Source organism: Polaribacter sp., from assembly GCF_049276715.1.
In the GTDB taxonomy this organism is placed as follows: Bacteria; Bacteroidota; Bacteroidia; order Flavobacteriales; family Flavobacteriaceae; genus Polaribacter.
Window position 1 is genome coordinate 41827 of sequence record NZ_JBASWY010000012.1, and the last position, 26286, is coordinate 68112.

At 31.8% G+C, this 26286-nt stretch carries 15 protein-coding genes and 1 tRNA gene; 14 read left to right on the plus strand and 2 right to left on the minus strand.

Going from position 1 to position 26286, the window contains the following annotated elements; all coding sequences use genetic code 11:
• Positions 1 to 90: 90 nt before the first annotated feature.
• From WAO74_RS03155 to WAO74_RS03200, 10 genes are all read left to right on the plus strand, one after another.
• Complete coding sequence (locus WAO74_RS03155) at positions 91 to 2598, plus strand: glycoside hydrolase family 2 protein (protein ID WP_422159618.1); 2508 nt, start codon at positions 91 to 93, stop codon at positions 2596 to 2598.
• Between the two features lie 12 nt (positions 2599 to 2610).
• Entirely contained in the window at positions 2611 to 4059 is a 1449-nt protein-coding gene (locus WAO74_RS03160) for a sialate O-acetylesterase (protein WP_422159620.1), read from the plus strand.
• A gap of 3 nt (positions 4060 to 4062) precedes the next feature.
• Positions 4063 to 4986, plus strand: coding sequence for an alpha/beta hydrolase (locus WAO74_RS03165; RefSeq protein WP_422159621.1), 924 nt, complete (start codon positions 4063 to 4065; stop codon positions 4984 to 4986).
• 19 nt (positions 4987 to 5005) lie between these two features.
• On the plus strand, positions 5006 to 8170 hold the full coding sequence (locus WAO74_RS03170; RefSeq protein WP_422159623.1) for a glycoside hydrolase family 2 TIM barrel-domain containing protein: 3165 nt from the start codon (positions 5006 to 5008) through the stop codon (positions 8168 to 8170).
• Complete coding sequence (locus WAO74_RS03175; RefSeq protein WP_422159625.1) at positions 8163 to 9737, plus strand: sulfatase; 1575 nt, start codon at positions 8163 to 8165, stop codon at positions 9735 to 9737. Before WAO74_RS03170 ends, WAO74_RS03175 begins: the two co-directional genes overlap by 8 nt.
• Before the next feature lie 3 nt (positions 9738 to 9740).
• Positions 9741 to 10880 (plus strand): glycoside hydrolase family 43 protein, encoded by a 1140-nt coding sequence (locus tag WAO74_RS03180; protein ID WP_422159627.1) that lies wholly within the window; start codon positions 9741 to 9743, stop codon positions 10878 to 10880.
• A gap of 103 nt (positions 10881 to 10983) precedes the next feature.
• Entirely contained in the window at positions 10984 to 11190 is a 207-nt protein-coding gene (locus WAO74_RS03185; protein ID WP_422159628.1) for a hypothetical protein, read from the plus strand.
• Positions 11191 to 11248: 58 nt separating this feature from the next.
• Positions 11249 to 11437, plus strand: coding sequence for a hypothetical protein (locus WAO74_RS03190; protein ID WP_422159630.1), 189 nt, complete (start codon positions 11249 to 11251; stop codon positions 11435 to 11437).
• Between the two features lie 944 nt (positions 11438 to 12381).
• Positions 12382 to 14037, plus strand: a complete 1656-nt coding sequence (locus tag WAO74_RS03195; protein WP_422159632.1) for a BT4734/BF3469 family protein — start codon at positions 12382 to 12384, stop codon at positions 14035 to 14037.
• 665 nt (positions 14038 to 14702) lie between these two features.
• Positions 14703 to 17645 carry a hypothetical protein gene (locus WAO74_RS03200; protein WP_422159634.1) on the plus strand — a complete coding sequence of 981 codons (2943 nt, stop codon included), beginning with the start codon at positions 14703 to 14705 and terminating at the stop codon, positions 17643 to 17645.
• 556 nt (positions 17646 to 18201) lie between these two features.
• Here the strand turns inward: WAO74_RS03200 and WAO74_RS03205 are convergent.
• Both WAO74_RS03205 and WAO74_RS03210 read right to left on the minus strand, forming a co-directional pair.
• Positions 18202 to 18275, minus strand: a tRNA-Ile gene (locus WAO74_RS03205).
• A 159-nt stretch (positions 18276 to 18434) separates the two neighbouring features.
• Positions 18435 to 19406: a polyprenyl synthetase family protein gene (locus WAO74_RS03210; protein WP_422159636.1), complete on the minus strand. Its 972-nt coding sequence runs from the start codon at positions 19404 to 19406 to the stop codon at positions 18435 to 18437.
• A 127-nt stretch (positions 19407 to 19533) separates the two neighbouring features.
• Here WAO74_RS03210 and WAO74_RS03215 point away from each other — a divergent pair, with 127 nt between their 5' ends.
• From WAO74_RS03215 to WAO74_RS03230, 4 genes are read left to right on the plus strand one after another with little or no spacing between them, the layout of a single operon-like run.
• Entirely contained in the window at positions 19534 to 20136 is a 603-nt protein-coding gene (locus WAO74_RS03215; protein ID WP_422159638.1) for a TetR/AcrR family transcriptional regulator, read from the plus strand.
• A 3-nt stretch (positions 20137 to 20139) separates the two neighbouring features.
• Positions 20140 to 21546, plus strand: a complete 1407-nt coding sequence (locus WAO74_RS03220) for a TolC family protein (RefSeq protein WP_422159639.1) — start codon at positions 20140 to 20142, stop codon at positions 21544 to 21546.
• Between the two features lie 10 nt (positions 21547 to 21556).
• Positions 21557 to 22732, plus strand: a complete 1176-nt coding sequence (locus WAO74_RS03225; RefSeq protein ID WP_422159641.1) for an efflux RND transporter periplasmic adaptor subunit — start codon at positions 21557 to 21559, stop codon at positions 22730 to 22732.
• 3 nt (positions 22733 to 22735) lie between these two features.
• Complete coding sequence (locus WAO74_RS03230) at positions 22736 to 26281, plus strand: efflux RND transporter permease subunit (protein WP_422159643.1); 3546 nt, start codon at positions 22736 to 22738, stop codon at positions 26279 to 26281.
• Positions 26282 to 26286: the final 5 nt, after the last annotated feature.

Genomic DNA, 26286 nt, shown 5'->3' on the forward strand with positions numbered 1-26286 from the left:
AAATCAAAAATTATGTTACATCAATTCTTCAAATTCCGAAAACTTTCAACTAAAATTCATTTTTTAACTGGGATGCTGTTTTTAGTTTTTATGAACATAGCATATTCTCAAAACTCTCCAAAAGAATTTCTAAACGGTTCATGGGCTTTTAAAATTGACCCTTATTCTCAAGGCGAAAAATCAGGTTGGCAAAACGAAAATTTAAACACAGCTTCTTGGGATACAATGAAGGTTCCTGGCAATTGGGATTTGGTGAATGAATATGCAGAATATGCAGGTGATGCTTGGTATTCAAGAACATTTACGTTGGAGAAATCAACAGAAAATAAACAAATTCGTTTGGTTTTTGAATCGGTTTATAATGATTCAAAAGTTTGGATAAATGGAAAATTTGTAGGAGAAAATCATTTTGGCTATTTGCCTTTTCATTTTGATATTTCAAATTTTGTAAAGTTTGGTCAAGAAAATAGAATTACGGTTTTAGCAAATAATGTGTTTAGAAAAGGTGCTTTTTGGAGTTGGGGAGGCATTCGCAGACCAGTTTGGCTTGAAATTACGCCCACTACAAGAATCGAATTTCAACACATTGATGCCATTCCTGATTTGAAAAAAGGAACTGCAAATGTTCACTTGAAAATCGTAACAAGTAATGTGAGTAATGAACCTAAAAAGATACGTTTCAACATCAATATTACAAGAGAAAACAATATTGTTGCACAAGGTCAACTTGAAGCAACAATTCCTGCAAAAACCTTAAAACACGAAGTGAAATGGACGCACAATTTATCAAAATCACAAGTCGCTCTTTGGCATTTTGATTTTCCAAATTTGTATGAATCAACCATTTCTATTTCTGAAAATACCAAAGTGCTTCACAGCATTTCTGATCGATTTGGAATTAGAAAATTAGAAATCGAAGGTTTGCAATTAAAATTAAATGGCGAAAGTATTCGTCCTGTTGGATTTAATTTGGTTCCTGAAGATCGTTTTACAGGAAACACGTTGCCTTTTGAACGCATCAAAGAAGATGTAGATTTGATGAAAAGTTTGGGAGCCACAATGTCAAGATTGAGTCACGTGACTTTACCAAAAGAATATCTTGATTATTTGGATGAAAAAGGTATTTTGGTGATTGAAGAAGTAGGTCTTTGGGGAAAAGATGCTTGGGTAGATCCAAATCACCCTATGCCAAAACAGTGGTTGCAACGCATTGTGGAATATCATTATAATCATCCATCTGTGGTTGGTTGGAGTTTGGGTAATGAAATTGGAAAAGAAATTGACAATCCCAAAGTAAAAGAATACATGAAAAGTGCTGTTGAAATGTCAAAAAAATTGGATCCAAACAGGTTGGCAATTTATCCTTCACATACTGCTCATAAAAATCCTGATGATGCAATTGTGTATTCAGATTTAGCCACCATTAATTTGTATGGTGGATGGGGAAATGGCGTAAATAAAACTTGGGAATTGCATAAAAAACCAATTTTCGCAACAGAATTTGGAAATGTTTTAAACGATGAAGATCTGAATTTAGGAGTCATTCCAATCGAAAAAATGATGAATAGCATGCGTGATAAAGACTATGTTTTGGGAGCATCTATTTGGACATTTAACGATTACAGAAGCACGTATCATGGAGTTTCAGGTTGGAAAACGCCCCCTTCTCAAAACCGTGCTTGGGGAGTTGTCAATACTTTTAGAAATAAAAAAAGAGGTTTTTTTGATTTACAAAAAGAATTTGCGCCCATCAGAAATTTGAAGTTTTCTGACATTGATAAAATTAACGGAAAAGCCAACATTGCTGTTCAACCAAGAAATAAACTAGATTTACCAGCCAATGTTTTGCGCAATTTTAAACTTGAATGGAGTTTGATTGATGAAAATTTTAATGAAGTTATGCTAGGAAATAAAACCATAAAAATCATACATCCTGGAGATTTGGCGTTCACAATTCCTGTAAAATGGGATTCAAATAAAAATTCTAAAGGTTTGAAAGTGGTTTTTGTTGATCCTCAAGGGTATAAAGTTTTGGAAGAAACTGTTTATTTTAACAAGCCAAATCAACCTAAAATTGAAAAAATTTACACTTCTGGAAAAGCTTTTAGGGTATTGTTCGAAAAAGAAAAAGGCACAACTGAGCATTTTATAAAATATAAACAAGGAGATTCAATATATACTTCTGAAAAAACTATCAATGATTTTATTGAAATTGAAGATGCAAAATTGAAAGACAATTCACCTATCAATTTTCAGCTTTTTGCCATAAACAATGTTGGGGAAAGTGATACTTCTGAAACTAAAATAATTAGATTTAATGAAAACGAATTACCTCCAATTATTTGGAATGTAAAACGTGTTGAAGACGATGTTTTTGTAAATTATAGTGTTTCACCTTATGACTATTTATATGAAGTTGAATACGGGACAGAACCAAATGTTTATACTAATAAATTAACTACAAAAGTGAAAGGAGTACTAAATATTCCTAATATTAGTAAAGAAAAAGATGTATATTTCAGAATGAGAACTATCAAACAATGGGGTTTTGCAAGCGAGTGGACCCAAGAGTTTTTTTCCAAAAATAATAAACCATAAAAAATATTAAAAATGAAAATTACAACTAAAATTTCTCTTCTGATTTTACTATTTACATTTTCCGTAAACGCACAAATAAAATTACCTGAAATTGTCTCATCAAACATGGTTTTGCAACGAAACACCACCATCAATATTTGGGGTTGGGCTGCACCGTCTGAAAAAATAACCATCAAAACTTCTTGGAAAAGAGAAGAAATACATGTGATTGCAAATAACGATGGTACATGGAAAGTGGAAGTAGCAACGACTAATTCTAAAGTTCCACAAACAATTTCTTTAAAAAGTAAAACTTCTGACATCACTTTAAAAAATATTTTATTTGGAGAAGTTTGGTTGTGCTCAGGGCAATCGAATATGGAAATGCCTTTAAAGGGATTTAATGGGCAACCCACCTTTGGAGCCGCTCAAGCCATTATGCATGCTAATAATCCTAATTTGCGGTTGTTTTCGGTGGAAAGAAATGCTTCAAAAGAGGCACTTGATGCATTGAAAAAAACCAATGGTTGGGAAATAGTATCCCCTGAAACAGCTGCCAATTTTAGTGCGGTTGCGTATTTTTTCGGACAACAATTGCAAGAAATTTTAGATGTTCCTGTAGGATTGATTCACACGTCTTGGGGCGGAAGTTCTGTAGAAGCTTGGACGAGTAAGGAAGCTTTGAGTGAATTTCAAACGGTTGATTTGGAAAAAGTGGACATTTCTAATAAGCCGAATATCATTCCCACAGTCTTGTTTAATGCCATGATTCATCCCATTATTTCTTATACTATAAAAGGTGTTTTGTGGTATCAAGGAGAAAATAATCGTGGCAAACCTGAAGAGTATAAAAAATTATTTCCTGCTATGGTTAAAGATTGGAGAGGAAGATGGAATCAAGGGGATTTTCCTTTTTATTACACGCAAATTGCGCCTTTCAACTATGGAGGAAACCATCAATTTGAAATTTCGAAAAATTCTGCTTTTATGCGAGAAGCACAATTGGACTGTTTGGAGTTAATTCCCAATTCAGGCATTGCGATTACATTAGATTTGGGCGATGCAACTTCCATTCATCCACCCAAGAAAAAAGAAGTGGCAGACCGATTGTTGATGAACGCACTCAACCAAACCTATGGCATGAAGGCTGTAAAATATCTTTCTCCAATCTATAAATCATTGGAAATTAAAAACAACCAAATTGAACTTACATTTAAAAATATTGACTTGGGTTTGTATGCATTTGATTCTTTGAAAGATTTTGAAATTGCTGGTGAAGACAAAGTTTTTTATCCTGCAGAGGGAAAAATTGTGAACAGAAAATTTGTACATGTTTCTAGTGAAAAAGTTCCAAATCCAGTGGCTGTAAGATATGCTTGGCGAAATTTTGTACAGGCAAGTCTTTTTGACAATGTCCTTTTACCACTATCGTCTTTTAGAACTGACGAATGGAATGACGCAACAAATTCAGAAAATAAATAATCTATGATATCAAAAAATAAATTTAAAAAAGGTGTCCTTTTTATGCTAGTTGTTTTTATGAATACCTATTTGAGTGCGCAAAACGAAGTTATTGAACTTTGGAAAAAAGGAGTTCCTAATTCTATAAAGGCTACTGATTATGAAGAATTTCATGATGAAAAAATGGATAGAGTTGGAAAAGTTTCCAATCCAACTCTTACCGTTTTTGTTCCTAAAAACCCAAATCGAACATCAGTTGTAATTTGTCCTGGTGGTGGATATCAATTTCTTGCCATCAACAAAGAAGGTTATAAAACGGCTGAATGGTTTAATTCTTTGGGCATCACTGCTTTTGTGTTGAAATATAGATTGCCTAGTGATGTTATCATGGAAAACAAAAGTGTTGGGCCTTTGCAAGATGCACAAGAATCCGTAAGATTTATTAGACGAAATGCTTCCAAATGGAATTTGAATCCAGCTAAAATTGGCATTCTTGGCTATTCTGCAGGAGGTCATTTAGCGGCATCACTTTCTACAAAATACAACGAAGTTGTGTATCAAAATAGTGATAGTATCAGTGCAAAACCCAATTTTTCTTTGTTGATTTACCCCGTAATTTCCATGACAAATGACATTACTCACAAAGGTTCTCGAAACAACTTATTGGGAAAACTTGCTTCTGATGAATTTATTGAGCAATTCTCTACAGAAAAACTTATCAATGCTGAAACCCCAACAACATTTTTGGTGCATGCCATTGATGATAAAAGTGTGCCTGTAGAAAACAGCATCAATTACTTTTTAGGTCTCAAAAAACACAACGTGATTTCAGAAATGCATTTGTATCAAAAAGGAAGTCATGGTTTTGGATTGGGCAAAGACGGAACTAGTTCTTTTTGGACAAGTCATTGCGAAAAATGGTTGCAATTAAATCAATTTATCAATTAATAATTACAATTTTTTCATTATGAAATTATATCGTTTAGTAATCCTAATTATGTTATCAACCATTTTTTCGTGTGGAAAAAAACTGATTGAAAAACCAACCATCAGTAGCAAAGTTTTCAAAAATCCCAAATGGGAAAATCCAGAATGGGAAAATCCGGAAATTTTTGAATTTAACAGAGAAAAACCAACAGCTTCTTTTTACAAATTTGAAACTGAAACTGCTGCTTTACAAAACGAAAGTTGGGAAAATTCTCCTTTTTATAAATCATTGAATGGTACTTGGCAATTTTATTATGCAGATAGTGTTCAAGCACGTCCAACCAATTTTCATTCCATGAATTTTGATTCTTCTAAATGGGACAATATTGAGGTGCCTTCCAATTGGGAAATGAAAGGCTATGGAATTCCAATTTACACCAATATCAAATACGTTTTCCCTGCAAATCCGCCTTTTATTCCTCACGAAATGAACAATAACGGAAGCTATAAACGCAATTTCGAAATTCCATCAAACTGGGATGGAAAAGACTTGTATTTGCATTTTGCAGGAGTAAGTGGTGCTATGTATATTTGGGTAAATGGTGAATTTGTAGGCTATAATGAAGGCAGTAAAACAGCTGCTGAATTTAATATTAACAAAGTAGCAAAACCTGGAAAAAACTCGATTGCAGTGCAAGTTTTACGTTGGTCAGATGCTAGTTATATGGAAGATCAAGATTTTTGGAGATTGTCTGGAATAGAACGTGATGTCTATGTTTACGCAACAGAAAAGGTTAGATTGAGAGATTTTTCTGTAGTTGCTGATTTAGAAAATGATTTTAAAGATGGAATTTTCAATTTAACGCTTGATGTAGAGAATACTTCAAATTCAAAAACAGAAAAAACGGCAAGTATCAAAATTTTAGATGGCGAAACTGAAATTTTCTCAACTGAAAAAACAGTGAATTTAGCCATTGGAAACAATACCATTTCTTTCGAAAAAAAACTTCCTAATATCAAATCTTGGAATGCAGAAAAACCAAATTTATACACATTATTGATGACTTTAAATGGCGAATCAACTTCAGTAAAAATAGGGTTTAGAAACATCCAAATTAAAAATGCCCAATTCTTAGTTAATGGTAAACCTGTCTTGATTAAAGGTGTAAATTTACATGATCATGATGATAAAACAGGACATGTAATTTCGGAAGCTTTGACCATTAAAGACATGGAAATCATGAAACAAAACAACATCAATGCAATTCGTTGTAGTCATTATCCAAAAAACCCGTTTTTCTACAGATTGGCTGATAAATACGGTTTTTATGTGGTGGATGAAGCAAATATCGAATCCCATGGTATGGGTGCAACCAATCAAGGTTTGGATAAAAATTTAAAACTTCAATCAGTGCATCCTGCCTATTTACCTTCATGGAAAGCAGCTCATTTAGATAGAACCATTAGAATGTTTGAACGCGATAAAAACCACGCTAGTATTGTTACTTGGTCGATTGGAAATGAAGCCGGTAATGGTGGAAATTTTTATACAACTTATGATTGGTTGAAAAAAAATGACCCTACAAGACCAACCCAATATGAGGGCGCTACTGGTTATGAAAATACAGATATTCAAGCACCTATGTATTGGAAAATTGAAAAAATGATTGAGTATGTAAAAAATGGTGGAAAACGACCTTTGATTCAATGTGAATATGCACATGCTATGGGAAATAGTCTTGGAAATTTTCAAGATTATTGGGATGTCATTGAAGCCTATCCAACCATGCAAGGAGGTTTTATTTGGGATTGGGTAGATCAAGGAATTTTAACCAAAAACGACAAAGGACAAGAATTTTGGGCTTTTGGTGGAGATTTAGGCGGTTTTGATATTCAAAATGATAATAACTTTTGTTTGAACGGAATTGTAAATCCTGATAGAGGTGAAAAACCAGCTTTGTTCGAAACAAAAAAAGTATACCAAAACATCAAATTTAAAAATGCTGGCGTAAAACAAGGAAAAATCGAGCTTAAAAACATGCATGATTTTACGAATCTTAATGAATTTGATTTCTCTTGGACGTTGTTAGAAAATGGATTGGAAATCAGTAAAGGAAGCATCAATACTATTGATATAGCATCGTATCAAACCAAAACAATTGCAATTGTTTTACCTACATTGACCAATCAAACAAGTGATTATCATTTGAATATTTATGCAAAAACCAAGGAAAAACAGGCATTAGTTCCGCAAGGACATATTGTAGCATACGAACAATTTGAATTGCAAAAGGGTGTTTTTACACCAATATCAAAAGAAAAATCAGCAGTGATTGCCTCTGAAAACGAGAATATTCTTACAATTTCTAACAAACAAGTTACAGCTAGCTTTGATAAAAAATCAGGTATTTTATCTTCACTTGATTATGGCAAAGGAAATATGTTGGTTAAGGGAATTACGCCAAACTTTTGGCGAGCTTCAACAGACAATGATTTTGGATTTAAAATGCCTCAAAAACTAGGTGCATGGAAAAAAGCAACCGAAAGTCAATCCTTGGTTTCTGTAACACATCAAACCAATAATGAAGAGGTACTTGTAAGTGTAAAATATCAATTGGAAGCTGTAAAAAATGCAACAGTTGATGTAGAATATCGTTTTACAAAAGGTGGTCAAATTGTGGTTACAACCACTCTTGATACTCAAAATCAAACATTGCCAATGTTGCCAAGATTTGGTACAAATTTCATTATCAACAATGAATTTGATTCTGTTCAATGGTTTGGAAGAGGTCCTTTTGAGAACTACCAAGATCGAAAAACAGCAGCTTTGGTTGGAAACTACAAAGCAAGTGTTACAGAATTGTATTTTCCATACATCAGGCCACAAGAAAATGGTTATAAAACCGAAAATCGTTGGGTGACTTTTACCAATGATGAAGGCGATGGCATTCAAATTACAGCATCAGACTATTTTAGTTTTAGCGCGCATCATCAATACAATAACGATTTTGATGCCGGTGAGAAAAAAATGCAACGACACACTACAGATATCGTAAAAAGAGACTTTGTAAACATTAATATTGATGCCATACAAATGGGAATTGGTGGCGATAACAGTTGGAGTGCTATGCCTCATAATGAATATCAAGTAAAAGCAGTAAACAGAACTTTTGGTTATACCATTTCACCTATTAAAAATGACTAAACTCACTGTTGTTATCTTTTTTATTGTCAATTTTATGAGCACCATTGGGCTAGCGCAAGATGCCACAAAACCCAATGTGCTTTTTATTATCGTAGATGATTTAAACGATTATCAGGGAGTATTTGGCGGACATCCGCAGGCAAAAACACCCAATATTGATCGCCTTGCAGCCCAAGGAGTGCAGTTTGTAAATGCACAAACCAACGTACCTGTGTGTTCGCCTTCTAGAAATAGTATGATTACTGGCGTGTATCCGCATGTATCCAAGGATTATGGTTGGACGGATTTGAAAAAGCAACCGGTATTGATGCACAACAAAACACTCGTACGATATTTTAAAGAAAACGGCTATGTTACTTTAGGAACCGGAAAAATCACCCACGGAAACATTCAGGAAGATTGGGATGAGTGGGGATTGGCGTTGAAAAACAACTACGGTCCGTTTTATTTTGATGGCACTACCAAAAAAGCGATGCCAACTGTACCTGCTCCTTTTAGTGAAATCGGTCAAGTAGATGGTTCGTTTGGACGCTTATCAGATGTGGGAACCTCTTCAGGAAAAAGAGGTGACAAAGGTTTGGTGTATGGATGGTCTGATGATCCAATGAGATACGAAAGTGATGCTGATAGAGATTTAATGCAAGACGAATTACACACCCAATGGGCATTGAAAAAATTAAAAGAACTCGAAAAGCGCCCCAACCAACAACCCTTTTTTATGGGAGTAGGGTATGTAAGACCACACACTCCTTTGCATGCACCTGACAAATACTTTGACCTATTTCCTTTGGATGAGATTGAGCTTGATAAGTGGTTAGCGAATGATGAAGAAGACACCTTTTACAAAACCAACTTTGATGCCAATGATCAAGACAATAATAAAGGCATTCGGTATTATAAATCGTTATTGGCTTCTTATCATGGAGACAGGGAATTGGCGCTCAAAAGTTTTTTACAAGCCTATTTGGCCTGTATTGCCTTTATGGACGCTCAAGTTGGGGAGTTGTTGGACGGATTGAACAAGAGTGCCTTTAAAAACAATACTATTGTGGTATTTACCAGCGATCATGGCTGGCAAATGGGTGAAAAAAACTACCTATTTAAAAACTCTCCTTGGGAAGAAAGCGTTCGCATCCCGATGATTATCAAAACACAGACTACGAAAGCAGGGACAAAGATTACGCAGCCTGTTTCGTTGATTGATCTATATCCAACATTAGTGGATTTATGCGATCTAAAAGGAAATCATAAAAAGAATGAAAAAGCTGGAAATTTAGGCGGATTTTCTTTGAAACCATTCTTAATAAACAAAGCGCTTGAATGGAAAGGTCCGAATGGTGCTTTAACGGTTGTAGGTAACTACGGGATTAAAATTCCGACAGAAAAGCAGAATTTTTCTTATAGAACTAAAAACTGGAGGTACATAAGATATAGCAATGGTCAAGAAGAATTATACAATGATCAAACTGATACTTACGAATGGTATAATTTAGCAGAGATTAAAACATACCAAAAAATTAAAACACGCTTGCAAAAAGAGATGAATAAAATAATTACTAAAAAATAATAAATGTATAAATATATTCTCCTCTTAATTTTTAGTTTGCTTTTTTATAATTGTAGCACTACTAAACCGTATACTAAATTTAAAACTGCAGAAAAGTGGTTAGACAATAATAAGGTTCACATAAACGCACATGGAGGTGGTTTTTTAATTTACAATAAAACCTATTATTGGTATGGAGAGCATAAAATTTCTGGCGAAAAAGGCAACAAGGCTATGGTTGGTGTTCGTATCTACAGTTCTAAAGATTTATATAACTGGAAAAACGAGGGTGTTGCTTTACAGATGATAAAAAACACATCTTCTAAATTACAAATAGGCTCTATAGTTGAGCGACCAAAGGTTATTTATAATAAAAAAACAAATAAATTTGTGATGTGGTTTCATCATGAATTAAAAGATCAAGCTTATAAAGCAGCCTTAACAGGTGTTGCAGTGTCAGATAATATTACTGGTCCCTTCGAATATATAAATAGTTTTAGAATTCATGCAAATCAATTACCAATAAATTTATTACAAAAAGATTTTGATTCGATTTTACCAATTAACGAAAATCAAAAACTTACCAAACAAATACGCATAGAACAAGCAAAATTAGGTCAATTATTTAAGCGTGATTTTGAAAACGGACAAATGTCTAGAGACATGACTTTATTTGTTGATGATGACGAAACAGCCTATCATATAACAGCATCCGAAGAAAACCAAACCTTATTAATATCTAAATTAACTGATGATTATTTATCTCTTACTAATGATTATATAAGGATATTTCCAGGACAAAGAAATGAAGCGCCCGCTATTTTTAAACGAAAAGGAAAGTATTTTATGTTTACATCTGGTTTAACAGGCTGGAATCCTAATCCGGGGAAATTAGCTATTGCAGACAAATTAATGGGTAATTGGACTTTTTTAGGAAATCCTTGTAGAGGCACTAAAGAAGAAATGGCAACTACATTCTGGTCTCAAAGCACCTATGTAATTCCTGTTATTGGAAAAAAAGATGCTTTTATTTTTGCAGCAGATCGTTGGCGCCCAAAAAACCCTATTGATGGACGCTATGTTTGGTTACCTGTTCAATTTGAAAACGATATTCCTTTTTTAGAATTGTTTCCTCACTGGGATTTGTCTATTTTTAAAAATTAAATAAATATGAAACAACTTAGTGCAATTATTTTATCCTTTTTTTTCAATTTCTTGCAGCTCACAACAAGAAAAACATTTGTTCATACTTTCTGGTCAGTCTAATATGGCAAGATTAGATCTAAATACATCATTTATTCCACCTGTAAAAGCTAAATTTGGTAAACAGCATATTATTGATGTGAAAGAGGCAAAAGGTAGTCAGCCTATTAGTCAATGCTATAAAAATTGGAAAGATGTAGAAGGAAATTCTACTAAAAACAATGGAGAATTATACCAACTATTACTTAAAAAAAGTAAACCATTGAATTAAAGATAAAAAAATTACAACCATTACATTTATTTGGATGCAAGGCGAAAGAGATGCCCGAATGAAATTTTCTGAATTTTACGAAGAAAGTTCGCTTGGAGTTCATAAACAATTACAACAAGATTTAAATACAGGCGCAGATTATAATGGCAAAGAGGTAATAAACGATATTCACATGACTAAAATTGGATATGATATTTTAGGCAAAAGACTAGCAGAAAAAGCAATAGAACTAATTAAAGAAAAATAGCAGGCATTCCATGACTTTTGGATAGAAAAAGTTTATTACATTCAATTATGAAATATAGGAATATTATAAAAGTTCATTATGTGGCGTCCTGAAATAGCTTTACAGAATTAGTAAATTAAGGGTAGTGATTTTTTATGAATGCCTTTTTTAGTTTTATAGGTTTTACTTTTGCTTGTTTTTTTTTGATAGTATCGTTTTATTTTCGCTTGTCTTTTGTATGATTTGGAAACGCTATTAAATTAAAAGGTTCTCTTAAACGACTCCTGATTCTGTTGCCATAAAATTGTTCTATTTCTGAGGCAGATAGATTTGTTGTGAGATGTGTTTTTGTTCTTCGACTTTGCTCGGGATGTGTAAAAGTATCATAACGACTTAGCCACGTGTTTAATGATTAATTCTAAAGAGGCAGCTTAAAAAATGCTTACCACGTTTACCAACTCTTTACCACTGAAATAATCGCTGTATCCCTTGATATTGTTGAGTTTTACCAGCTTTACCACGTTTACCACCCCCTATAAGTATAAGTGTTTATTTGATTCAAAAAAGCTTGAACAAAAGTATTTTAGATTGCTTTCTGTGCCTAAATCATCAAAACAAATGATGCTTGCTTTTTTTGATGGAGTCTTGGTTTGCTGTATTTGTGTATTACTTCATGGGCTTCTTTTATGAATTTGAAATTTACTCCAGATTAAAATTTTTCTATCTAAAAAAACTCAAACAGCGAGTTAAATCTCAAGACCTTATGTATACTATTTTGAGTGTACCACTTGACAATTAGCGCATCCTATTATATAACAACAAATACCAATGCGCAACTGGTACACATTAGAAGTTTATTAATGCATTAAATAGATTAAATTAGCATGAACTACTATTATTTTGCAACACACACGATTAACGAATCGATTTACAAATTCCTAGCGGCAGGAGTTCTGTATAAAAAAATGCCTCAGAAAGAACAAAAACTGCTAGAACTGTTAGCTGAGAATTACAAGAAAAGAGATAGAGAAAAAAACAAAAATGTTTTAAATTTCTGTTCAGACTTTATTAACAATCATCAACAAGAATTTAAAGAATCACACAAGGAATTAGGTTATAAACTTAAGTATTTCCTTATGGATTACCTTGGGTTTCATTTTAAATGGCAATCCAGCATGAGGTCCTTTGGTAAAAATGATGATAATTTAGCAGAGGAAATAACTGAGTCAATTCTTATAGAAGAAATGACAGATCCAAAAGGAACTATAAAGAAATTATTAGATGCTGCAGGGGGTGATGGAACAATCGTAAAATCCTTCTTGCCTTTTGTCATGATGTCTTTAGATGCCGACACGAGAGATAAAGAGAAAATGGAGTTCAAACATACAGGAAGGTTTGTTTTTGATTTTGATAAAATTGGAGATGAAAAGACAACTATCGATTGGATGAATAAAGTTTGGAAAGGAACCAAAAATGTAAAGCCATATATGGCTTTCGTTTCACCAAGTGGAAATGGATTTAAATTATTTTGCCAGGTAGATACTTCTAATGTCGATTTTATAAATGATTTCGCCAGTGAAGAGAGAAAAGAATTGATGGCTAAACATAAGACTTGGTATGAAGGAGCTCGGAAGGAATTGGCCTATAAATTTCCAGAAATTGCTGATAATATTGATACTGCTACTAATGATCCTCAACGTTTAACGTTACTTCCTTTTATATCTAATAAAGCGACGAATTTTAAATATGATCCAAAGATATTTTCTGAATATTCAAAAATTGTAGAGGAAGAAAAAGAGCACAAAAGAAAAGAACTGGAGCAAAAGATTAAAAATGACGAAGCTGAAGTAAAAAAAGTCATGCAGGAAAATGGCATCGCTTCCAAAGAAGATGCTTATCATTTATACCAGAGAAATAAGTCTAAAAATTTTGATATTAATTTTGAATTGGACAAATTTCAAAAGACCATAGATTTTATAGTTGAATTGTCTAAAAAAGATGCTAGAGTAAAAAACTGGTTAAAGGATACCTTTACGAGTTATGAGGTATTAAATAAGCAAAGCTGGGTGCTTTTCGGAGTTTTTGGTAATATAGCTATAGAGGAGTTAAAAAAATTAATTCCTGTTGGGTCTAACAAATTAGATGAAAATCATGGTGATTATCGATGGGCTAACAGGGATGATTCTCATTATGATGAAGGTAAAAGAAACGATCTTACCCCTGCTTCATTCTATAAATTAGTTTTTGAATTAGGAAGTGTAAAGGATTATGTATCAGATAACTTTGCGTTTACCTCAAAAAATGTTACTGATTTCAAGCTAATCAATGAATACTATGAAAACTACAAATACAATTTAGATTTAAATGAAGTAGATTCAGAAAAGGCAGACTTATCGAACTTCTTAAACAAAATTAAAGAGCATCTTGAGGATAAAAAAATAAGACTCCCTTTAATCAAAGATCTTGAAGAAACGGAGCCTGATGTAGTTTTAGGCCCTAATGAATATCTAGATAAAGATGTCATGGAGGATTTATATCAAAAAAAATATTCCGATAAAACGATCTTTTCTTTAAAATCACAATGCGGTACTTCCTGTGCCGTCCTAAGGAGGGATCCTTAGGTAATAAAACCTTTGAATTGCTGGAAACCCCTTAGAGCCTAAATACTACAAAGTAATCCGTGAGGATAAGCTTGAACGTTTGAAAAAGTTTAGGATTGGGCAATCAGCAGCTAAGTTTTCATGTAAAAATGATGTACCACTTGACAATTAGCGCATCCTATTATATATCAACATATACTGATGCGCAACTGGTACATAAAATAATATTTGCATGATTGAAAGTTCAGAGACTATCCCGAATCTCGATTAAAAATCGATGTATTCATTACGGGAGTACACCCAAGTGGGTGGAAGCGGAGGTAAACTAGACCAGTTTATGATGTAGTCCGAGCATTATGGGAAAGCCATAAGCTGGAGGGTATGTACCTTTCCGGGTAAGAATTCACGACTCTTACTGAACACAACCGACAGGTAAAAATACAATTGCAACACATTCAAAATGGGGCATTAACAAGAGAACAATATTATTCTCTCCGTACAAATCAATTAACGATCAGTTTGCAAAAGAGGATTTTGACAATGGAAGTAAAAGAAGACAGATTCATGTTAATTCAGGGATCAATGATACAGTCCTTTCTTTTAGGTCAAGCAATAAAACTTCTAAAACAATAGAATACGAAAAGAGTATACTTGGGTTTGATTTACCATCTGATTCCGATCTTTTAGTGAGTACAACCTATAACCAAGCCACAAATCTTACTGACGAAGAACTTACAACATTTGATTATGCTTATGTTGACGAGTCTCAAGTTATAACTAGTGAAATTTCTTTTCGTACCGAAGCATTTACTCGTTTAATTTATCGTTTAATTGAATTTGCTGTTAAGAATCCTGATGCAAAAATTAAGATAATTTTCATGAGTGGGACTCCTAATGTAGAAACATTGGTAATTCCTAAAATAATGAAAGACTATGGGATAGAAAACTTATTTCAAAAGATTGTAGTTAAAAAGCAGTATGCAAAGTCTCCAACTATTCGTCTAACACATTTGGATACTAAAGAATACAAAAAGAGAAAGAATGCAGTAATGAAGCAGATTTCTGAATATATCAATCAGAATAGAAAGGTGGTTATCATCCTGAATAATAAGGAAAAAATGGATAAATTTCATCAAGATATCAATACTAATATAGGTAAAGAAATTAACGTTGGATTATTCTATTCAGGATCTACAGGAGCGTGTACTCAAAATATTTTATCCGGTAAATTTGGAGATTATGATGTTGTTTTAACCACTGACTATTTCATTAATGGGATCAATATTAATAAAGATGGATTAACAGAAGAGGACATAAAAGCTGGTAAAACCTCAACTCAGAAGTACGGAGTGGTCATCGATTTAGGAAATAAATATAGTCATATCAGTGCAATTGATACAATACAAGTAACCAATAGGTTTAGAAACAGATTATGTGAAACCACTGTGTTTTTTCCAAAAATCTTTAAACCAGATGAGGAGCGCCCTTATAGAAAATTTCATTACGGTCATACCTCAAAAACTTTATTTGGAATTAATAGGTATAATTTTCATTTACTCTCCCAAAATGAAAATGCAACTCCTAATCCGAATAATGAAGAACAAAAGACTGAAGTCGATAAAATTCATTTGGTTGACAAGTTCAGAAATAATCCACTTAATGTTTCTTTAAATGATATTGAAGCCGCAACTAGGCAAGAAGAAAACGAAAGAAAACTAAAAAGTATGATCCAAAAAGAGGCAAGGGTATATGAAGATTGGTATTATTCTTTAGACGGATACTATTTTATGGCTAAAGATGCTGGTTTTAATACAATAATTGAGCAGAAAGACTTAGGAGAGCCCCTTAAGGAAATGACTGAAAGTCAATATGAATTAGAAAACAAAATCATAAAAACCTTAATTGAAGATGAAAAAAAAATTTATGACCTTATCAATAAGTTTGAAAATGGTTCTAGAATCAGCATACAAGCTTCTGATAAAGTAGTTGAACCCTTATGTACAGATGTGGGTAATTTTTCTACAATCGACTATATAAACAAAATGTATACACTTCAAGGAGATTTTCATAGTTCGAATGAGAGGGCAATAAACAAATTGTTTCGATGCTATTTTAAATTAAAGTACTACTATGATCATGATAAAGCCTTAGAGATTATGAGGAATCTGATAAATTCAAAAATGGATTTTTTACCTACAAAAGAGAAGAGTTATCTAAAAAATATCGTTTCATATGTTAGAGCTTGTAACATTATTGGAAAAGGTGAGTTTTTGAAAGCTTTGAACTACATCCAAGCAATAGACTATTTAGCTGAAAAGAATTTAGGGGTATTTAAAGTTGAAAAAAAAACTTGGACCTCTTACACAATTACCAATCCTAAAATAGTTGAAATTGTTAAAAACATATGGGCCAAGCAACAATTTGAATTAATCGAATACAAACTAAATGCATCAGTTCAAAAAAATGATTGGGCCGGACTTAAATCTCAAAAGAATAACTATAATACAAGTAAAATATATTTCGATAACCTTTATGGAAATCCTAAAAAAACTTATATTCATGTGGGTGAAAAAGATAGTTATCAAAAATATTTCTCTAATGAAGAACAAATAAAAAGTGATGACCTAGAAGATTTGGAAAATCAATTAAAGGATATTTCAAAGTATACTCCATTAAGTTATACCAAAGATGGAAAACTTAAAAGTTTAGAATCCATAATTGTTCCTAAAATAATTGAGAGTCAGAAGTTATTTCTACCTTTAGAAATAGATGAAAATGAGTATAGTGAGCCTGAAGAAGTATCAATAAAGGACGTTGATTTGGAATTCAACATTCTTACCGCTACTTTTTCAACTAAGTTAGACAAACATATTCCATTTATCATCAGGAAAAATAATCCATTCTTAGACCTTCTTTACAACTATGGAATGAATTGGTTAAAAAATAAAGATATTTTTAGTCTATTTGAGTATACTAACGATTTGATAGATGATCCAAGATCAGAATATAGACCTGGGTTATTACCTATACTAAAAAAACTACAGAATGATTTTAGTAAAATAGACCAGATCTTTTTAATAGCCTTTAAAGCTATGGAGTTTAAAACATTTAACAACTTAACAAAATACCAAATTTCGCCTTTTAAAAAAGAGACCTTTTTCTGTGATGATGATTTTAAGTTTGAGAGTTTACTTCAAAAGCCAGCTTCTGGAATAGTAAATAAAAATGATATTTATAATGCTTTAATTAAAAATTCAAAACAATTTATTAACACGAAAAAGATTAGACCCAGATCTAGTTCTGGAAATAGACAGACAGTAAGTTCAACATCAACTTACGTTAAAAAAGTCTTTTTGGCACTTAATAAAAAGAATGAACTTATTTGTGCTGATTTTTCAAAATCCAAATTTTGTGATTTTGTATGTAAATACGCATATAAAAATGATCCTTTTAGATTAAAGAATGGAGTGATTCCAGTTAAAATAGAAAATAGTGGAATGTATAATTCCAGTACTTTTAGTAAAAGTTATTTATTTAAAGAATCGATACATAAAACTGTAGACAATTATACTTTCGAAGAATACACAGTTGACATATATGATTATGTTAATTATTACAAGTCTTTGTAAAAAAAATAACCAACCCATATTGGGTTGGTTTGCTTTTCTCTAATCCAAAACATTTCTTCGTCTTCGCATCCAGATAAACATCAGCTGACATGCGTCGCTAATCATTCTGGAAATTAACTCGTTTGAATAATCTCTTTGATCCATAATTTATATGTTTTAATGTTATATAAATAAGGTTTTGCTAAATTATAAAGGGCCTGGGTTTTTAAGTTTTATAATTTTCTTGTTTATTATAATTCAATCACCCTCTACTCTACTAGTTTAAACCTCAATGAGATCGTAAAAACTAATAATTGTATTTAATTATAAATAATAATATATTTGTTTATGTAATTAACTCCAGGGTTAATTTATATCCTTAGAAAGGAATAGATCTAAAAATGTAAAAACTTTTATTTAGATTAACGCAAATTTTTGCTTAAATACAACAATTGGTCTTGACCCGTTTCTTCATAGATAAGAGCATCCTTTTTTTATATGTGGTAAAAATCGTGGGCTTTTTTAATAGTAAAAAACCCTAACAGATTCACTGTTAAGGTTTTATTTATTTTAAAAGTGGTCCCACTTGGGCTCGAACCAAGGACCACCTGATTATGAGTCAGGTGCTCTAACCAACTGAGCTATGAGACCGATAATTTAGGGTGCAAATGTACTATTTATTTTAAATTATTTGCAAATAAAATGGAAGAATAAATATAGAACTTCATAAACTTAAGAATCTTGTTTATACAAAAACAATAATTTTTTAAAAGATACATTTAGAAAAATACTAAAAGAGACTTTTTCTAGTTATACAGTTCTTTTCATTAACCATAAGCCAAATGCTTTTAAATTTTGCTTATTTTCTTCACTTATATCCATTTTAGATAAAGTGCTAAACGCTTTTTCTGTATAATTTTCTATTTCTTTTGTAACTAAAATAGGAATATCATTTATTTGAAAAATTCTAGTTACCTCAATAATTTTTAGGGTATTCTCTTTTAATTTTTTTCTGTAAAAATATTTTAATTTCTTTTTTGTTTCTTTATCTGCAACTTCTAATGTTTTAAGATATAAAAAAGTTTTTTTATTCTCCATTATATCTCCACCTATTTGCTTTCCAAAGGTTTCAGCATCTCCAAAAGTGTCTAAATAATCATCTTGTAATTGAAAAGCCAAGCCTAAATTCAGACCAAAATCATAAATTAAATCCGCATTTTTATCATTAGTTTCTGCAACTATAGCTCCCATTTTTAAAGCGGCAGCAACCAAAACAGATGTTTTTAAACGAATCATGTTCATGTATTCATCTATAGTAACATCTTTTCTTGTTTCAAAATCGACATCTAACTGTTGCCCATCACAAACTTCTAAAGCGGTTTTACTGAATAATTTTGCCAACTTTTGAAAAACGATTGGCTCATAGTTTTCAAAATACTTATAGGCTAAAATAAGCATTGCATCACCAGAAAGTATTCCTCTGTTTATATCCCATTTTTCATGAACGGTTGCTTTTCCTCTTCTTAAAGGAGCAGCATCCATAATATCATCATGTATTAAAGTAAAATTATGAAAAACCTCTATGGCCAAAGCTGCTGGTAGTGCTTTTTTGTATTCATCAGAAAAAATATCTGCTGCCATTAACGTTAAAATAGGGCGAATTCTTTTACCTCCTAACTGTAATATATAGTCTATAGGTTCGTATAAATTTTTAGGTTCTTGAACCCATTCTTTAGATTCTAAATAGGTTAAAAATTCTTTTTGATATTCTTGAATGTCCAAATTTGAAAATTTTTGTAAAAATAATGTAAAGAAATTTTACTTTTTAATCTTAATGTTAAAAAATTATTAAAACTTTGGAAACTTTTTAGGTTTCTAAAGTTTCCTATTGTACTTTTGTAACCAAATTATGAAAGATAAAATTTTAGAGAAATCTACAGAATTATTTATAACACTTGGTTTTAAAAGTGTTACTATGGATGAAATTGCAAATTGTACTGGCGTTTCTAAAAAGACCATTTATAAATATTTTAAAAACAAAACCGAACTTGTAGATGCTGTAACACATCATATGTTTGATACCATTTCTTGCGGAATTGATAAAATATGTGATTCAAAAATGAGCCCTATTGATGAACTTTTCTCAATTAAAAGATTGGTTATGGAACATTTAAAAGACGAAAAATCCTCTCCTCAATATCAATTACAAAAATATTATCCAAAGATTTTTTCATCATTAAAGAAAAAACAATTTGAAATGATGCAAGGTTGCGTAATCGATAATTTAAAAAGTGGAATTGAAACAGGTGTTTATAGAAATAATATCGATTTGGAATTTACATCCAGAATTTATTTTATCGGTTTAACAGGGATTAAAGACAAAGATTTTTTCCCTTTAAATAATTATTCTATGAAAACACTAATGAATATTTATTTAGAATATCATTTAAGAGGAATTTGTACCGAAAAAGGAATTTATCAACTAGAAAATGAACTTAAAAAGAATTTATAATATATGAAAAACCTAATTTATTTACTCTGTTTTTCTCTGTTTGCATTCTCAGCAAAAGGACAAGAGAAAACAATAACACTTTCTTTAGAAGAAGCCATTAATTTTGCTCTAGAGAATAGTTACAATGCAAAAGTTGCTAAAAATGATAGCAGATCTGCAAAAGAAAAAGTTTGGGAAACTACTGCAATTGGTTTACCTCAAATAAATGCAAAAGTAGACTATCAAAACTTTCTGAAACAACCAGTATCCTTATTACCAGCTGCTGCTTTTGATAATACAAGTTCTACAGTAGAAACTGTAGAAGATTTTTTTGGTCTGCAACCCAACAGACAACCTACAGCTCCTGACGGATTTATACCAGTAGTTTTTGGAACACAGCAAAATTTAAACGCTTCTGTGACTTTAACACAATTATTATTTGACGGCTCTTATCTTGTAGGTTTACAAGCTTCTAAAACTTTTTTAAAAATCTCTAAACAAGCAGAAGAAAAAACAGAGCTCATTACAAGAGAAGCTGTTGTAAACGCATATGGCAATGTTTTAATTACCCAAAATAGTATTTCCATTTTAAAAAGCAATGTAAATATTTTAGAAAAGAATTATAATGATGCCAAAAAAATCTACGAAAATGGTTTGAATGAAGAAGAAGATGTTGAGCAATTAGAAATTACATTAGGCAACTTAAAAAACCAATTAAATAGTGTTCAAAGAATGGAAGAAATAGCATACCAAATGCTAAATCTTGCTTTAGGCAGTCCAATAAATACTAAATTAATTTTAACAGACACTTTAGATGGTTTAACAACAGAAAATATTAGGTTGGATTTAATTTCTGAAACCTTTAATGTAAACAATCATATCGATTTTAGAATTGCCGAAAACAATAGAGAAGGAAATCGTTTAAATATGAAATTAGAAAAAAGCAAATATTTACCAAGTTTAAGCGCTTTTGTAAATTATGGCTCTCAAGCTTTTTCAGACTCGTTTACTTTTTTTGATAGCAACCAAAGATGGTTTCAATCTTCACTTTTAGGGGTTAGTCTAAATGTGCCTATTTTTAGTAGCTTTAGCAGAAAAGCTAAAGTTGCACAAGCAACAATCGATTTAGAAACTGCAGATTTACGTTTAGAAGAAACCAAACAACGGTTAGATTTACTAGCTAAAAAAGCGCAAAACGATTATCAATTTAGCATTGAAAATTATCAAACAGCAAAGAAAAATGTTGGTTTGGCAGAAAGAATAGAAAAGAAACAGCGAATTAAATTTTTCGAAGGTCTTTCTTCTAGTTTCGATTTACTTCAAGCACAAAACCAATTATACAGTCAACAACAAAACTATATTCAATCAATGCTAGATGTAATCTCTAAAAAAGCAGCATTAGAAAACGCATTAAACTTACCAATTAAATAACCAAATGAACATGAAAAATATATATTTAATACTATTCATATCTCTTATTTTAACTTCTTGTGGAGACAAAAAAGAAGTTTCTGTAGATGACGTTTTAGCATCAAATGACATTGCTAAAATAAAAGCTAAAAAAGTAGAACTAGATACAAAGCAACAGGCTTTAGCGGACGATTTAAAGAAATTAAATGATAAAATTGATGATTTAGATGAAGATAAAAACATCCCTTTAATTACAACTTACAAAGTAAAAGAAGAAGTTTTTACACACTTTATAGAATTACAAGGAAGTGTGCAAACTAAGCAAAACGTTTTGGTTTATCCAGAAATGCCAGGAATTTTAGAAAGTGTTTACGTAAAAGAGGGTCAGAATGTTAACAAAGGTCAAATTTTAGCTAAAATCGATGATGGTGGTATGTCTCAACAATTGGCACAATTAGAAGTAAATGCACAATTGGCAAAAACAACTTTCGAGCGTCAAAAAAGATTATGGGATCAAAAAATTGGATCAGAAATTCAGTATCTACAAACTAAAACTGCTTATGAAGCACAACAAAGTGCAGTTAATCAATTAAAAAGTCAGTTAAGTAAATCAACTATTAGAGCACCTTTTTCTGGTATTATAGATGATGTTTTTAAAGAAAGAGGAACTGTTGTGGCTCCAGGCCAAGGTTCAGAAATTTTTAGAATAGTAAATCTATCTAATATGTATATAGAAACTGAAGTGCCAGAAACGTATATTGGAAGCATCACAAAAAATAAAAAAGTAGAAGTTAATTTTCCTGTTTTAAATGAAACTGTGACATCAAAAGTAAGGCAGGTTGGTAATTTTATCAACCCAAGTAACCGATCTTTTAAAATTGAAATTGATGTGCCTAGTTTAGAAGGCAGAGTAAAACCAAACTTAACTGCAAGATTAAGATTAAATGACTACACCAGCGAAAACGCAGTTTTAATTCCACAAAGTATTATTTCTGAAAACGCTAATGGTGAGCAGTTTATTTACATTATTAAAGATAACAACGAAGATAATGAAGCTGTTGCAGAACGTTTAATTATTGAAACAGGAAAAACTCAAGGAGATATGATTGAGGTTACAAAAAACCTTCCTGCAAATTCAGAAATTATTATGGAAGGCGCAAGAAGTGTTAACGATGGTCAGGCTGTAAAAGTGATTAATAAAAAGTAAAAAATGGAGAAGAAAAACAAACAAGTAGATAAAGAATTTAAACTTTCTTCATGGGCAATAAATAATAAAACCACTATTTATGTCCTTATGTTTTTAATTCTTTATTTAGGAATTTCGGCATATTTTTCTATGCCTAGAGAGAATTTTCCAGAGATAAACGAAACTAAAATTTACATCAGTTCTGTATATCCAGGAAATACTGCAGAAGATATTGAGAAGCTAATTACAAACCCGTTAGAAGACAAGCTAAAATCGGTTAGTAATGTGGTTGAAATTACTTCCACATCTCAAGAAGATTACTCTATAATTACAGTTGAGTTCGATGAAAAAATAGATGTAAACAAAGCAAAACAAAAGGTAAAAGACGAAATAGATCAAGAAACTGCTGGCGAAGATTGGCCTACTTTTAATGGGGCAAAAGTAAAGCCTAATGTTTTTGAGTTGAGCATGTCTGAAGAAATTCCGATTTTAAACATCAACATTTCTGGAAATTATCCTGTAGCAAAACTGAAAGAGTATGGAGAATATTTACAAGACGAAATTGAAGATTTAACAGAAATTAAAAAAGTAGATATTCGTGGAGCGCAAGACAAAGAAGTAGAAGTTGCTGTAGATATTTACAAAATGATGGCCGCAAAAGTTAGTTTTGACGATATTACTAACGCCATAAATCGTGGAAATGTAACCATGTCTGCTGGTAATTTTATTACAAGTCAGCAAAGAAGAACTGTTAGAATTATTGGCGAAATTGATAAACCATCAGAATTAGGAGATTTTGTAATTAAAGCAGAAAACGGAAACCCAATTTACCTAAAAGATGTAGCTGAAATTAGTTTTAAAGACAAAGACAAAACAACCTATGCAAGAGAAAATGGGCATGCTGTTGTAATGCTAGATGTAAAGAAAAGATCTGGCGAAAATATGGTAGCTGCTGCAGATAAAATTGGCGAAATCGTAAAGGAGGCAAAAGCAAATTATTTTCCTAAAGATTTAGACGTTACCATTGCAAACGATCAATCTCCAAAAACCATTGGGCAAGTAGATGATTTGGTAAACAACATCATTTTTGGAGTTATTTTAGTAGTTATTGTACTAATGTTTTTCTTAGGATTTAAAAACGCCATTTTCGTTGGTTTTGCAATACCAATGTCTATGTTTATGTCTTTAATGATTTTAGGAGCAATGGGTTACACCTTAAACACAATGGTGCTTTTTGGTTTAATTATGGGACTTGGAATGTTGGTAGATAATGGAATTGTAGTTGTAGAAAACGTGTATCGTTTAATGGATGAAGAAGGAATGACCAGAATTGAAGCCGCCAAAAAAGGAATTGGTGAAATAGCGTTTCCTATTATAATTTCTACAGCTACTACAGTTGCAGCATTTATTCCATTAGGTCTTTGGCCAGGAATTATGGGGCAATTTATGGTAATTTTGCCTATTACACTTTCTATTGTTTTAGGTTCATCTTTATTTGTTGCTATTTTCTTTAATTCAGTTTTAGTGTCTCGATTTATGAGCACAGAAGACAAGGATATGCCCCTAAAAAGCATCATTAGATTAACCTCTATTATAGCAAGTATTGGTTTGTTCATTTTCATTTTTGGAGGCGAATACAATGCTCTTGGAACCTTAATGATTTTTACAGCAATCATGTTGTGGGTCTATAGATTGGTACTCAGAAAAGCTGCCAATAAGTTTCAAAAAAACACCTTGGTTTCCTTAGAAAACTGGTATGAAAGACAATTGAAAAGAGCTCTTTCTGGCTGGACACCTTATGTGTTGGTTGGCGTAACTTTTGTGCTCTTAATTGTTTCTTTTATGGCTTTTGGAATGTCTGTAGGAGCACAAAGAACAAAAATCGAATTTTTTCCAGACAACAAACCAAATCAGATTATAGTTTACATAGAATATCCTGAAGGAACAGATATTGAAAAAACAAACCAAATTACTAAAGAAATTGAACAAAAAGTATTTGGAGTTTTAAATCAAGATCAATACACAGATGGCAATTATAACTTCTTAATAGAAAGCACAGTTTCTCAAGTTGGTGAAGGTGCAGGAAACCCGCAAACAGATGGAGGTTCATCAGCAGAAATGCCACACAAAGGTAAAATTACAGCTTCGATGCGTGAGTATAAATACAGACGCAATGAAGACAGCGAAATTTTACGCCAAAAAGTACAAGAAGCGTTGGTTGGTATTTATCCTGGAGTTTTAATTTCGGTAGAAAAAGATGCAAATGGGCCACCTGCAGGAGCTCCTGTTAACATCGAATTAAATGGTGAAGATTACGAAGAATTAATTTTTACGGCAGAAAGAATGCGCGATTATTTAAACACGCAAAGTATTTCTGGGGTTGATGAATTAAAGATTGATGTAAACAAATCGAAACCAGGAATGCAGGTTTTAGTTGATAGAAAAAAAGCAGGTGAATTAGGGGTTTCAACTGGGCAAGTTGGGCAGCAATTAAGAGCATCAATCTTTGGAAACAAAGCCGGTATTTATAAAAAAGATGGTGAAGATTACGATATTTACGTGCGTTTTAATAAAGATGATAGGTATGATAAAAGTGCTGTTTTTAATCAGAAAATAACCTTTAGAGATCAAGCTTCTGGTAAAATTAAAGAAATTCCTGTATCTGCTGTGGCTTCCCAAAACAACAGTTCTGGCTTTAGTGCAATTAAGCATAAAGATGTAAAAAGAGTTGTAACTGTATATTCTGCACTTTCTCCTGGAGAAACAGATGCTGGTGCAGTAGTTTCAAGAATTCAAAACTCGATGAAGAGCTTTAAAAACATGCCAAAAGGAATTAAAATCGATTACACAGGGCAAATTGAAGAACAAAACAAACAAATGGCTTTCTTAATGGGTGCATTTTTTACAGGTTTAATGTTAATTTTCTTTATTTTGATTTTCCAGTTTAACTCAGTTTCTAAACCAGGAATTATAATGTTAGCAATCTTTTTAAGTTTCATTGGCGTTTTTGGAGGAATCGTAATTTCTGGTGCTCCATTCGTAATTATGATGACTATGGTTGGTATTATTTCATTGGCAGGAATTGTAGTAAACAATGGAGTAGTTTTGTTAGATTATGCAGAGTTATTAATCAATAGAAGAAAAATAGAAGATGATGTTGATGATGAAAATTATTTACCTTTAGACAGCTTATATGAAACTATTATAAAAGCTGGTAAAGCTCGTTTAAGACCCGTTTTATTAACAGCAATTACAACCATTTTAGGTTTAATTCCTTTGGCAATTGGTTTAAACATAAACTTTTTTACTTTGTTTAGTGAGTTTGATGCAAACATTTACATTGGTGGTGATAACGTAGTTTTCTGGGGACCTTTAGCAAAAACTGTTATTTATGGTTTGTTTATTGCAACCTTTTTAACATTAATTGTAGTGCCAATTTTATTCTTTTTAATCACGAAGTTTAAAATGAGAATTAAAGGACAATTGCCTCATCAACTAAAAAAGAAAGAAGAACATGCTGAACTAATTTTTAATATGGATAAAAGAATAGATGAAAAAAATCAAATATAAATTTT